Below are 12,301 nucleotides of genomic sequence, written 5' to 3'. Positions count from 1 at the left end.
ATTTCGTTGCACCCCGGCCGGATTCTCGGAATCGTGGCGGACTCGATGCTCCAACCGAAGCAACGGAAAGGACGATCATGCTCACGATGACCGACACCGCAGCCGAGGCTGTCAAGACGATCGTGGCCCGGATTCCCGACGCCGCCGACGGCGGAGTGCGCATCAGCGACGACGGCGAGACCGTCGGCTTCGCGCTCACCATCGCGCCCGCTCCCGAGGCGACCGACACGGTCGTCGACGCGGACGGCGCCCGCGTCTTCCTCGACACGACCGCTGCGGCGGCCCTCGACGGACAGGTGCTCGACGCTCAGTTCACGCAGGACGGTCGGGTGAGCTTCGAGCTCGCGCCGCAGAGCTGACGCTGTGCTTCTCGCGGGCCCCGGGTGCGATGCGCCGGGGCCCGCGCTCTGTCAGGCTCCGTTCCGCTCCAGCCGGCGGCACCGCGCGCCGGCCCGCTCACACCCGGCGAGCCGGACACGTCAGGCAGAACGCGCGACGTCGACCAGAACCTCGTTGTGGCGCAGGAACGACGGGGTGATCGGCGGGTTGAACCGGGCGAAGCGGGGCTCGCCCTGCACGATCAGTCCGGCGGCGCGGACGTCGGCCAGCAGATCGTCGCGATGGCGTTCCCACGAGCTCCGCGTCCAGCGGCCCGGGAACCGAAGTGCGGCGACGAGCTGCTCCGGAACCGTGCGCAGCCGGACGTCGGGGTGGGTCGGGACCGGAGCATCCGCTTCGGTGATCCCTGCGGGAAGCACGAAGGCGACGACGAAGCCCTCGCCCTCCTTCTGCTGAAGCACCGGCGCCGTCATCGCGATCTTCTCCGGTGACTGCACGACTGGCGCCGTCATCGCGATCGACCGGCGGCCGACGTTCTCGCCGCCGATGTAGCCGGCGAGCGAGCGGAAGGCCCGGTTGCCCGCATCCTCGAACGAGGCGCCGCGGACGACGGTCTCGGCGACGACATGGGACGGATAGCTGCGGAGCTCCCACGAGTCGAATTGCTGGACGACGTCGTAAGGCTGCTGTTCGGTCACCCTGCGAGGCTACGCCTCGGGGATCACCGGAAGTCGCGCGACAGATGGTGCACCCCCACCCGCAGGTCCTCGAACCTGTCGGCGAGGAGGTTCGTCACTCCTTCAACCGAGCGCTCCAGCATCCCTCGCACGATGAGAGCCGGCGAATCGCGCACCACCCGGCGATAGCGGTTCCAGACCCCCACCGAGCAGACGATGTTGACGAGGCCGTGCTCGTCCTCGAGATTGATGAAGGTGACTCCGGATGCCGTGGCCGGCCGCTGCCGGTGGGTCACCAGTCCCGCGACCTCGACGCGCCTGCCCGACTCGTGCGACCGGAGCTCGCTCGAGGTGAGGACTCCGCGCGCGTCCAGGGCCGAGCGGTAGTGCGTCATGGGGTGGTCGTCGGTCGACACCCCGGTCGCCCACAGGTCGGCGGCGAGGAGCTCGTAGCTCGTGGGGTCGGCGAAGAGCGGGGGCTGCACCGCGACGAGCGAGTCCGGCAGGTACTCCGCCCGGTCTTCGGCGGCGGACCCGGCGAGCCAGATCGCCTCGCGCCGCGTGAGGCCCAGGCACTCGAATGCCCCCGCCGTCGCGAGCGACTCGAGCTGCACCGCCGTCACCCCCGTGCGCCGCACGAGGTCGCGGAGGTCGCGGTAGTCGCCGCCGCTCTCGCGCTCGGCCACGATGCGCTCGGCGACGGCCGAGCCGATCCCCTTCACGCCGGCGAGCCCGAGCCGCACGGCGAAGTGTCCGTCGCGGCGGTGAGCCTCGTACTCGTCGGGCTCGGAGGGGTCGAAGTCTCCGACGGGCGGCTGGTTGCGCTCGATGCAGCTGTCAAGGCCGGTGGGGCCGAGCCGCTTCTGAGGAGATTCGCACTTCTGAGGATCGCTCGACCCCAAGACGTCCTCAGAACTGCGAATCTCCTCAGTTGCGCTGTGCTCAACGACCGGGGAGGGTTCGGCGCGTTTCGTCTTCGCGGCTTCGCCGCTTCGCTCAACGACCGGGGGGTTGGAGGCCGGTTCGAGGGTCGCCTCGGCACCCGACCGCAGCAGGTCGGGGCGCAGCACCTCGACGCCGTGGCGCCGCGCGTCGGCGGTCAGCGTCGCGGGCGAGTAGAACCCCATGGGCTGGGCGCGCAGCAGCCCCGCGAGGAACGCTCCGGGATAGTGCAGCTTGATCCACGAACTCGCGTAGACGAGCAGGCCGAACGACAGCGAGTGCGACTCCGCAAAGCCGAAGTTGGCGAACGCCTGGATCTTCGAGTAGATGTCGTCGGCTTCCTGACCCACCAGGCCGTTGCGCGCCATCCCCTCGTACAGCTTCGTCTTCAGCGAATCGATGCGCTCGATGCCCCGCTTCGAGCCCATCGCCCGCCGCAGCAGATCGGCATCCTCGCCGCTGACCCCGCCGACGGCGACCGCCATCTGCATGAGCTGCTCCTGGAACACCGGGATGCCGAGCGTGCGCTCGAGCACGGGTTCGAGGTTCGGATGGGCATATGTGATGGGCTCGCGCCCGAGCTTGCGCCGGACGAACGGGTGCACGGCGCCGCCCTGGATGGGACCGGGGCGGATGAGCGCGATCTGCACGACGAGGTCGTAGAACCGTCGCGGCTGCAGACGCGGCAGCAGACCCATCTGCGCGCGCGACTCGACCTGGAAGACCCCGATCGAATCCGCGCGGCACAGCATGTCGTAGACCGCCTTCTCCTCCTTGGGGATCGTCGCGAGCTCCCACTCCTCCCCCGTCGACTCGCGGATCATGTCGAAGCAGTACTGCAGCGCGGCGAGCATGCCGAGCCCCAGCAGGTCGAACTTGACCAGGCCCATCCAGGCCGCGTCATCCTTGTCCCACTGGATGACCGTGCGGTTCTCCATGCGCGCGTGCTCGATGGGCACGACCTCGCCGACGGGCCGGTCGGTCAGCACCATCCCGCCCGAGTGGATGCCGAGGTGCCGCGGGGCCTTCAGCAGCTCGGACGCGTACTCGATGACCTGATCGGGGATGTCGTGATCGGCCCCCGTCTCGAGGATGGCGCCCCAGCGCTCGACCTGTTTGGACCAGGCATCCTGCTGCCCCGCCGAGTGCCCGAGGGCCTTCGCCATGTCGCGCACGGCGTTCTTGGGCCGGTACTGGATGACGTTCGCGACCTGTGCCGCCCGCTCGCGCCCGTACTCCGCGTAGACCCACTGGATGATCTCTTCGCGGCGATCGGAGTCGAAGTCGACGTCGATGTCGGGCTCTTCGTCGCGCAGCGACGACAGGAAACGCTCGAAGGGCAGGTCGTAGGCGATCGAGTCGACCGCCGTGATGTCGAGCAGGTAGCAGACGGCGCTGTTGGCGGCGGAGCCGCGCCCTTGGCACAGGATGCCTCGGCGCCGCGCCTCCGCCACGATGCCGTAGACGATCAGGAAGTAGCCGGGGAAGTCCTTCATCTCGATGACCCCGAGCTCCTTCTCGATGCGCTGAGCCTGGTCGGCGGTGAGGTCGGGGTACTTGCGGGGCGCCGCCTCCCACACGAGGTGCCGCAGCCATGACATCGGGGTGTGCCCCTCGGGGACCTTCTGCTTCGGCAGGGCCGGCTTGGCACGGCGGAGCGGGAACGCGAGCTCGTCGGCGAGGGTCACCGTGCGGGCGACGGCGCCGGGGTAGCGCGCGAAGCGCTCGGCCATCTCGGCCCCCGACCGCAGGTGCGCGCCGGCGTGGGCGGGAAGCCAGCCGTCGAGCTCGTCGAGCCCCCGGTTCGCGCGCACGGCGGCGACGGCGGCGGCGAGGTGCTCACGCTCGGGGGCGGCGTAGTGGACGTTGTTCGTCGCGAGAAGCGGAAGCCCGCGGTCGGCGGCGAGCGCGGCGAGCAGGTCGTTGTCGCGGGAGTCCAGCGGATTGCCGTGGTCGATGAGCTCGACGTGCACGGACTCCCTCCCGAACAGGGCGACGAGCCGGTCGAGCTCGCGTTCGGCACCGGAAGGTCCGTCGACCGCGAGGGCGCGGCGCACCGTGCCTTTGCGACACCCCGTGAGCACGGCCCACTGCTCCCCCGCCTGCATCGAGAGCTCGTCGAGGTCGTAGAGGGGCCGTCCTTTCTCGGCCCCTTGCAGCTGCGCGTGTGTGAGCGCCGCCGCGAGGCGGTGGTACCCCTCCTCTCCGCGCGCGAGCACGAGCAGATGGGTGCCCTCGGGGTCGGGCTCGCCCCTGCGCTCGGGGGTCGCTTGGTGGTTCTCGTGTCCGAGGGAGAGCTCGGCGCCGAACACGGTCTTGATCTGCAGCGCCTCGGCCGCCTCGGCGAAGCGGACGATGCCATAGAAGCCGTCGTGATCGGTGATCGCGAGGGCGTGCAGGCCGAGGCGCTCGGCCTCTTCGGCGAGCTCTTCGGGCGACGAGGCGCCGTCGAGGAACGAGTACGTCGAGTGCGCGTGCAGCTCGGCGTACGGCACGACGTCGGACGGGCGCTCGATCTCGGGCGCGACGTACTTCCCGCGCTTGTGCGACCACGCGGGGCTGTCGCCGCCGTCGGCGCCGGCCGGGATGTTGCGGGGGCGGCGCCGGTCGCTGAGGACGCGCTCGATCTCGGACCACGGCACCGAGGGGTTGTTGAAGCCCATCAGCGGAACCTCTCGTTTTCGTCGTACGGGGTCGGCGCTGCTCGTCGGTCCGGGGCGTTTCGTCTCGGTCGCTGCGCTCCCTCGCTCAACGACCGGGGATAACCGGGAGCGCTTCGTCTCGGTCGCTGCGCTCCCTCGCTCAACGACCGGGGGTGACCAGGAGCGTTTCGTCTGCGGCGCTGCGCTCCCTCGCTCAACGACCGGGGGTGACCAGGGGCGTCTTGTCTGCGGCGCTGAGTGCCTCCGCTCGACGACCGGAAAAGATCAGTCATAGCGGGCCTCCGCGGTCCAGCGGGCGTCCTCGCACACGAGCAGCCACGCCACCCCGTCGGCGTCGACGACCTGGAAGCGGTGCGCACGGCGCGCACGCGCGGCATCCCATCCCCGTTCGCTGATCGGCCACGGTCCCGCCCACTGCTCGATCGCGCGGCGCCGGCCGCCCTCGATGAGCTGCGACGGATGCCCCTGCAGTCGCCCGCGCTCGTCGATCGATACCGACCCGCCCATCGACGCGAGCACCTCGACCACCGGCGGATCGGCGAAGACCGACGTCGGCAGCGGGTCGGGGAGGCTTCCCGGCCATGGCCGGGACCGTTCCTTCTTCAGCGCGACCCGATCGCCCCAGGGCACGAGCACCTGACGCTCGGCGAGCCAGCGACCGCCGCCGATGACGGGGGTCAGCACGCCACGATGCCCGAGCATCGCCTGAACGCGCGAGAAGGTGTGGTGGACGCGCTCTTCGGGCCCGGCGCCGAAGATCGCGGGAGCGTGATGGGATGCCGCGTCCACGGCCTCGGGCGAGATCCGCACGACCGAGACGCCGCTGCGGAGGCCCTCGGCATCCTCCCCCAGCTGCCACCGCACGCGGTCGACGACCGCCGCCGCGTCGAACGAGCCGGGGTGCAGCCACACACGCTCGCTGCGTTCGCCGCGGTCGCCCGTCAGCTCGACGCGCAGCTCGGTGCACACGAGATCGACCGCGCCGAGCTTCGCGATGAACTCGTCGGCGGCGATGCGCATGCCGAAAGCGACCTGATCGGCGATCTCGAGCGGCGGTTCGAACGCGACCTCGCGATGCAGCTCGGGCGGGGGCGTGCGCGGATCGACCGCGCGGGGATCGCGGCCCGCGGCGAGAGCGTGCAGACGGATGCCTCGTTCCCCGAACCGCTCGCGCACCCGGTCGGCTTCGAGCGCCGCGAACTCGCCCAGCGTCTGCACTCCGAGCCGTGCCAGAAGCCCCGTGAACTCCGGCCCGCCCCCGAGCGTGACGTCGTCGAGCAGGCCGATGGGAAGCCCCGCGAGGAAACCGGCGCCCTCCCCCACCGGCACGACGCACACCGGGCTGTCGGGTCTCGTCCCGGCCCGCGCGGCCTGCTCGGCAGTGAACGGGCCGTCGGCGACCCCGGCCCGGGCCGTCTCCACGCCGAGGTCGCTGAGCGATTCGAGGAGGACGATCGCCGCCTCGAGCTCTCCGCCGTAGTAGCGCGCCGGCCCGCGGGCCTTGAGCGCGCACAGCCCTGCCCGCACGATCTGAACACCGGGGGCACGCTCCTCGATGCGCGCGACGAGAGGCGCGAAGACCCGGTGATCGCGCATCGGATCGGCGGGGATGACCGAGAGCCGTGGGCACCGCGCCTGGGCATCGCGGCGCCGCTGGCCGCGGCGGACGCCGTCGGCGCGGGCCGCGGCCGAGCATGCGACGACCTCGTTGCGCTCGAAGACCGCGACCGGCGCGGACGGGTCGACGGCTCCCTCGCGTGCCAGAGCCGTGACCGGCCAGTCCGGGAACCACAGCACGATGCTGCGGTTCGCCTCGCCGGGCGTCGTGAGGACTTCGCGCGGTGCGGCTCGCACGTCAGCCCACCGCCTCCAGCACACGCCTCGCCGTGCGCAGACGCTCGCGGTGGCGCTCCTCGGCCTCGAGGCGCTGCAGCTCCTCGTACTCGTGGTCCTCGGCGGTCCGGAGCGTTTCGTCTCGCGGAGACCCGCGCTGAGCGAGCGCCCCGCGCGAGTCGAAGTGTCGCTCAACGACCGAGGGGTTCGACCCTTCGACAAGCTCAACGACCGAGGGCGCCACGAGCGCGACCTGGCCGTCGGGGCCGGGCAGCAGCATCCGCTCCCTCTTCGCGCGAGGCCAGCGCCTGCTCGACGACCTCACCGTCACCGCCCTGCCGGCCACGTAGCCATGGCCGCGGCCGACACCCGACCATTCGGGGTCGCCCACGTCGAGCGTCGCCTCGGCCTGCGGCCATGGTCCTTGCACGAGCAGCACGGTGCCGCGGTCGCGCAGCCGCGCCGCGAGTCGGGCCACCTGGCCGTCGGCCACACGCGTCGGCGGCCGCACGGCGACGACGGGCGCGACCTCGGCGATGGTCGCCGTGACGGCGAGCCAGCGCGGTCCGGGATCGGGAACCAGCACGAGGCGCGCGAGATCGACGCCGATCGATTCGGCCGCCTCGGCACCGAGCTCGGGCATCCCGACGGCGGCGCACCACGACCCCTCCTGCGACGGCCGCGCCATAAGCGCGAGCAGCAGCGACATCGACCGGGCGAGGGAGTACGCCGCTCCCGGGCGCAACCCCCCGCCCGGGAGCAGCGCGGCGAACGCGGGATGCGTCGGCAGCACAGGCGCGTCGAGACGGCGGCCCTGCACCCGCTCGAGCTGCGCCCGAAGACGCAGCACCTCGTCACCCTGCTCCTGCTGGAGCGCTTCGTTCCGCACGATCGCCCTCACCTCCACAGAATAGAACAGATGTTCTATTTGTTCAATGGTGCGATCGAAGATACCTCCGGCCTCCGACATCGCGAGAGGCGGAGGCGTCAGCTCACCCCGAGACGACCTCCGCGGTCGTCGCGATCCGCGCGAACCCGCCCTCCTGCAGCACGAGGGCCGTCGAAGCCATGAGATCGTCGGCCGTGCGGGTCACGGCGCCGAGGCCGGGCACCTCGGCGGTCAGGTCGAACGTCCGCGTCGCATCGAGCACGACCGTCGTGTCGTAGCCGAGATTGCCCGCCATGCGCGCGGTCGTCTCGACGCACATGTTGGTCTGGATGCCGCAGATCACGAGCGCGTCGATCCCCTGCGCGCCGAGCCATGCGTGCAGATCCTGGTCGCCGTAGAACGCGGAGTTGACGTCCTTCGTGATGAACAGCGCCGGCTCCACCGCGGCGACGGCGTCGACGAGCGCGTTGCCGGCGTTGTCGGGATGCAGCGGCGAGTCCGGAAGAACGGAGTCGTGGCGCACGACGACGATCGGTTCACCGGCATCCCTCCACCGCTCGACCAGCGCGGCGACGTTCGCCTCGCATGCGGGATTCGTCGTGCCGCCCCAGAAGTCCACGTCGTTGAATCCACGCTGCATGTCGATCACCAGAAGAGCTCGGGTCATGCGCTCCATCCCATCACGTGCGCGACAGCGCGGGCTCGGCAGGCGTCAGGGTGGCAGGATGCCTCGGCACGATGCCGTGCGCGGATCGCTCGCGCTACAGCATCCTGCGAACGCGACAGAGATCTGTGGCGCGCTCGCAGGAAAGTGTGGCGCTCGACCGCGCCCGATACACCGCGCGTTCGACCGCGCCCGCTACACCGGGAGCTCGACCGCGCCCGCTACACCGGGAGCTCGACCGCGCCGCGCGCCTCGTCAGGCCGCGAGGGCGAGATACGGCTCCCAGCGCGGGTCGGTCCGATCGGTTCCGCGAACGGTCCACTGCGCGCCGCGCGGCGGGCGGGGCGTCGTGCGCAGCTCCCAGTTCATCTCCTGCGGCGTCCGGTCGCCCTTGACGTTGTTGCACCGCAGGCAGCACGCGACGAGGTTCTCCCACGAGTCCCCGCCCCCGCGCGAGCGCGGCAGGACGTGGTCGATCGTCGACGCCGACTTCCCGCAGTATCCGCAGCGGTGCGCGTCGCGACGCAGCACGCCTCTTCGTGTCACGGGGATGCTGCGCCCTCCCGGTACGCGGACGTACCGCGTCAGCAGGATCACGGCGGGGCGATCGTACGACTGCGTCGTCCCCCAGACCGGTTCATCGTCGATGTGTTCGACGACGGTGGCCTTGTCGTTCATGACGAGCACGAGCGCCCGCTTGAAGGACACGACAGCAAGCGGCTCGTAGCCCGCGTTCAGCACCAGAGTGCGCATTCCTCATCCTCTCGAACGGCCCGGACGGCTTCGCGGATTGTTCGACGTGCGACGCTGAGGAAGGTGGAAAGGGCATGAAAAAGGCGCTGTCTCACAGACAGCGCCCTGGCGCCACGGACGTGCCGTGGCATCCGCTCATGCGATGCCGAAGGACGAACAGGCCGAGCGCATCCATGGTTCGGATGCGCGGCATGGCGTCCATCGAGTTCCCTCCGCCTCTTTCAGCGTCGGAATCAGGCTAATGCACCCTGAGGTGCCGAGGGCGACACGCACGAGTGAACGCCCGGTGGCGTGTCGGGGAACGCGGCCCCGACGCCCACCGGGCGTTCACGGAAAGAGGAGGATCAGCCCGCGTTCGCCTGCAGCCAGGACAGCGGGTCGACGAGCGAGCCGTTGATGCGCACCTCGAAGTGCAGATGGTTCGCGGTCGAGCTGCCGGTGCTGCCGACGGCGCCGATCACCTGCCCGGCCGAGACGGTCTGGCCGGAGACGACCTGACGGCTGCCGTAGGTCATGTGGCCGTACAGCGTCGAGACCTGCTGCCCGTTGATGACGGAATCGATCGTGACCGCGACGCCGTAGCCGGCGTAGCTCTCCTGCGAGATGCGCACGACCCCGCCGGCAGCGGCGAAGATCGGGGTGCCCGCGGGTGCCATCATGTCGAAGCCGTTGTGGTTCGGCCGGTTGGCGGGACGGAAGAGGTTGTAGCTCGCGTACGTGAAGTTGGTGACGGGCCAGCGCACGGCGCCGGAGCCGGGGGCCACCATCGAGAGGTTCATGCTGTAGCGCGAACCCGATCGCGACGACGCGGCCTTGGCGGCGGCCGCAGCGGCAGCGGCCGCGCGGGCGCGCTCTGCGGCGGCCTCTTCGGCCTTCTTCTTCTCGATCTCCTCCGGCGTCGTCGCGGAGTAGCTGCCACGGCTCAGCTCCGCCGACGTGGCATCGGACGCCACGACGAGCGACTGCGCGTCTTCCGCGGCGACCTGCTGGATGGTGACGGATGCCTCGGCCGGCGTGCGCCACGCCCCGTATGCGGGGAGCGCGACCGTCGCGACAAGAGCCCCGACCATCGAGAGGATCACGAGGCTCCGCACCGGGCGCGTCGTGCGACGGGGAGCGGATGCCGTGGCGGCGCGGGCCGCGGGAGCGGATGCCGTGGCGGCGCGCGCCGCGGGAGCCTTCGCCTTGGCACGGCGCAGCGTCAGACCGCGGGGTCGCGAACGTCGCGTGATGCTCTGGGGCTCCTGCGCCGATTCTTCGCGCGCAGACAAGTCGTTCTCTTCAGCCAAACTGGTCCTCCGGCGCCTCTGCGCCGGGGGCGCTGGCTCGTCGGCACTGGGTGTTCGGGGCACTTGATGCGGGCTTCACCGCGCGGACGACGAGCCAGGGAGGCAATCCGTGCGGGGTCCGTTCGGCGGGCTTCTCGCCTGGTGGACTCTCCGAGGCTACCCGAAGGTAACGAATATGTCACGTTGACGGGCTGGCAGATCCCTGGGGAGGACGAAGCGCTTTCCCGACGGGCCGAGCAGGCATCGGCCTCGACCGGGGGATCAGACGCGATCGTCGACGAGGAAGATGTGCGCGGCCACTTCGACGGGCAGTTCGAGCGCCTCGTCGATGCCGTGCATCTCTACGAGCACGTATCCCTCGTTGTAGCGGAATCCGCCGCTGGCACCCGGGACCACGCCGGCGCCCTTGAGCTGCTGCAGCAGCTCGGGGTCGACCTGCGCCGGCTCGGCCAGGCGGCGCACCGTGCCCTCGACGGGCCGGCCCGCCTCGTTGAGGCGGCGCACGAGGCCGACGACGCCCTGCTCGAAGTTCTGCGACGGGATGTCGCCGAGCTGATCGAGGCCCGGGATGGGGTTGCCGTACGGCGATTCGGTGGGGTGCCCCAGCAGCTCGACCAGACGGCGCTCGACCTGCTCGCTCATGACGTGCTCCCACCGGCACGCCTCTTCGTGCACGTAGGCCCAGTCGAGCCCGATGACATCGGAGAGCAGGCGCTCGGCCAGCCGGTGCTTGCGCATGACGTCGACCGCCTTCTGGCGGCCGGCACCCGTCAGCTCGAGGCTGCGGTCGTCGGAGACGACGACGAGCCCGTCGCGCTCCATGCGCCCGACCGTCTGGGAGACGGTGGGACCCGAGTGACCGAGACGCTCGGAGATGCGCGCGCGCAGCGGGACGATGCCCTCTTCCTCGAGTTCGAGGATCGTGCGCAGGTACATCTCTGTCGTGTCGATGAGGTCGGTCATGCAGGGTCCTCGCGAGGGTGGGTGGGCCCAGCCAGCCTATCAATCGGGCCGGACACCGGGCGTCACACGGACCGGGGCGCTCGCCGCCCCGACCTTAGAATCGGACCCATGCCCCACGTCCTTCTGCCCCGCGAGATCCTGCCCGCCGACGGACGCTTCGGATGCGGTCCGTCGAAGGTGCGGACCGAGCAGCTCGAGAAGCTGCGCGCGCACCAGTCGCTCCTGGGCACGTCGCACCGGCAGGCTCCCGTGAAGGACCTCGTCGGCCGCACGCGCGCCCACCTCGCCGAGCTCTTCCGCCTGCCGCACGGCTACGAGATCATCCTCGGCAACGGCGGATCGACTGCCTTCTGGGATGCCGCGGCCTTCGGCCTCATCGAGTCGCGCAGCCAGAACCTCGTGTTCGGCGAGTTCGGCGGCAAGTTCGCCGCGGCCGCGAAGGCGCCGTGGCTCGAGGCGCCCGACGTGCGGGACGCCCCGGCGGGAACCCGCGTCGCGCCGGAGCCCGTGGAAGGCGTCGACGTCTACGCATGGCCGCACAACGAGACGTCGACGGGCGTCGCGGCACCGGTCGAGCGCGTCCACGGCGACGAGGGGGCGCTGACGGTCGTCGACGCGACGAGCGCCGCGGGCGGCATCGACTTCTCGGTCTCGCAGGCCGACGTCTACTACTTCGCACCGCAGAAGAACCTCGGGTCCGACGGCGGGCTGTGGTTCGCCGCCGTGTCTCCCGCCGCGATCGAGCGCATCGAGCGGATCGCGGCTTCGGGCCGCTACATCCCCGAGTTCCTGAGTCTCAAGAATGCCGTCGACAACTCGCGGCTCAACCAGACGCTCAACACGCCGGCCCTCGCGACGCTGGTGCTCCTCGAGGCGCAGCTCGAGTGGATCGCCGGCAACGGAGGCCTGCAGTGGGCCGACGCGCGGACGCGCGAGTCGTCGCGGGCGCTGTACGACTGGGCCGGGGCATCCTCCTTCGCGACCCCGTTCGTCGCCGACCCCGCCGACCGCTCCCCCGTCGTCGTGACGATCGACTTCGACGAGTCGGTGGATGCCGCGGCTGTCGCGGCGAGCTTGCGCTCGAACGGGATCGTCGACATCGAGCCGTACCGCAAGCTCGGCCGCAACCAGCTGCGGGTCGCGACCTTCGTCTCGATCGAGCCCGACGACGTGCGCCGGCTCACCCGCTGCATCGACTACACCGTCGCGCGCCTCGGCTGAGGTCTCCCGCAGCCTGGGGCGTGTTGTATCGCTCGCTCGACGACCGGGAGTTCCGGGCGCGCACGAGG

Annotated in this window: 10 protein-coding genes; 2 read left to right on the top strand and 8 right to left on the bottom strand. The window is 70.9% G+C overall.

Annotation, left to right across the window (positions count from 1 at the left end; all coding sequences use genetic code 11):
* Positions 1–86: 86 nt before the first annotated feature.
* On the top strand, positions 87–359 hold the full coding sequence (locus EV279_RS08510) for a Fe-S cluster assembly protein HesB (RefSeq protein ID WP_243728494.1): 273 nt from the start codon (positions 87–89) through the stop codon (positions 357–359).
* Between the two features lie 120 nt (positions 360–479).
* Here the strand turns inward: EV279_RS08510 and EV279_RS08505 are convergent, their stop codons facing one another.
* From EV279_RS08505 to EV279_RS08470, 8 genes are all read right to left on the bottom strand, one after another.
* Complete coding sequence (locus EV279_RS08505; RefSeq protein ID WP_133542567.1) at positions 480–1,037, bottom strand: heme-binding protein; 558 nt, start codon at positions 1,035–1,037, stop codon at positions 480–482.
* A gap of 23 nt (positions 1,038–1,060) precedes the next feature.
* Complete coding sequence (locus EV279_RS08500) at positions 1,061–4,621, bottom strand: error-prone DNA polymerase (protein WP_133542566.1); 3,561 nt, start codon at positions 4,619–4,621, stop codon at positions 1,061–1,063.
* A 264-nt stretch (positions 4,622–4,885) separates the two neighbouring features.
* Positions 4,886–6,475 (bottom strand): DNA polymerase Y family protein, encoded by a 1,590-nt coding sequence (locus EV279_RS08495; protein WP_133542564.1) that lies wholly within the window; start codon positions 6,473–6,475, stop codon positions 4,886–4,888.
* A gap of 1 nt (position 6,476) precedes the next feature.
* Positions 6,477–7,355 (bottom strand): hypothetical protein, encoded by an 879-nt coding sequence (locus EV279_RS08490; protein WP_243728493.1) that lies wholly within the window; start codon positions 7,353–7,355, stop codon positions 6,477–6,479.
* 91 nt (positions 7,356–7,446) lie between these two features.
* Entirely contained in the window at positions 7,447–8,010 is a 564-nt protein-coding gene (locus tag EV279_RS08485) for a cysteine hydrolase family protein (protein ID WP_133542562.1), read from the bottom strand.
* A 252-nt stretch (positions 8,011–8,262) separates the two neighbouring features.
* Positions 8,263–8,760: an HNH endonuclease gene (locus EV279_RS08480; protein WP_133542560.1), complete on the bottom strand. Its 498-nt coding sequence runs from the start codon at positions 8,758–8,760 to the stop codon at positions 8,263–8,265.
* A gap of 344 nt (positions 8,761–9,104) precedes the next feature.
* A complete protein-coding gene (locus EV279_RS08475) occupies positions 9,105–10,031 on the bottom strand; it encodes a M23 family metallopeptidase (RefSeq protein WP_243728492.1) in 927 nt (308 codons plus the stop codon).
* A gap of 279 nt (positions 10,032–10,310) precedes the next feature.
* Positions 10,311–11,012, bottom strand: a complete 702-nt coding sequence (locus EV279_RS08470) for a metal-dependent transcriptional regulator (protein WP_133542556.1) — start codon at positions 11,010–11,012, stop codon at positions 10,311–10,313.
* A gap of 108 nt (positions 11,013–11,120) precedes the next feature.
* Between EV279_RS08470 and serC the strand changes: the two genes are divergently transcribed.
* Positions 11,121–12,233 carry a phosphoserine transaminase gene (gene serC, locus EV279_RS08465; RefSeq protein WP_133542555.1) on the top strand — a complete coding sequence of 371 codons (1,113 nt, stop codon included), beginning with the start codon at positions 11,121–11,123 and terminating at the stop codon, positions 12,231–12,233.
* Positions 12,234–12,301 lie beyond the last annotated feature (68 nt).

Origin of the sequence: Microbacterium sp. BK668, from assembly GCF_004362195.1 — a bacterium.
Taxonomy (GTDB): Bacteria; Actinomycetota; Actinomycetes; order Actinomycetales; family Microbacteriaceae; genus Microbacterium.
Note: the sequence above shows the minus strand (reverse complement) of the source record. Positions and strands in the feature narration are given on the sequence as shown.

Coding starts and splice junctions, on each gene's coding strand:
- EV279_RS08510 (WP_243728494.1), top strand. CDS start 87: ATGACCGACACCGCAGCCGAGGCTGTCAAGACGATCGTGGCCCGGATT.
- EV279_RS08500 (WP_133542566.1), bottom strand. CDS start 4,621: ATGGGCTTCAACAACCCCTCGGTGCCGTGGTCCGAGATCGAGCGCGTC.
- EV279_RS08485 (WP_133542562.1), bottom strand. CDS start 8,010: ATGACCCGAGCTCTTCTGGTGATCGACATGCAGCGTGGATTCAACGAC.
- EV279_RS08480 (WP_133542560.1), bottom strand. CDS start 8,760: ATGCGCACTCTGGTGCTGAACGCGGGCTACGAGCCGCTTGCTGTCGTG.
- EV279_RS08470 (WP_133542556.1), bottom strand. CDS start 11,012: ATGACCGACCTCATCGACACGACAGAGATGTACCTGCGCACGATCCTC.
- serC (WP_133542555.1), top strand. CDS start 11,121: ATGCCCCACGTCCTTCTGCCCCGCGAGATCCTGCCCGCCGACGGACGC.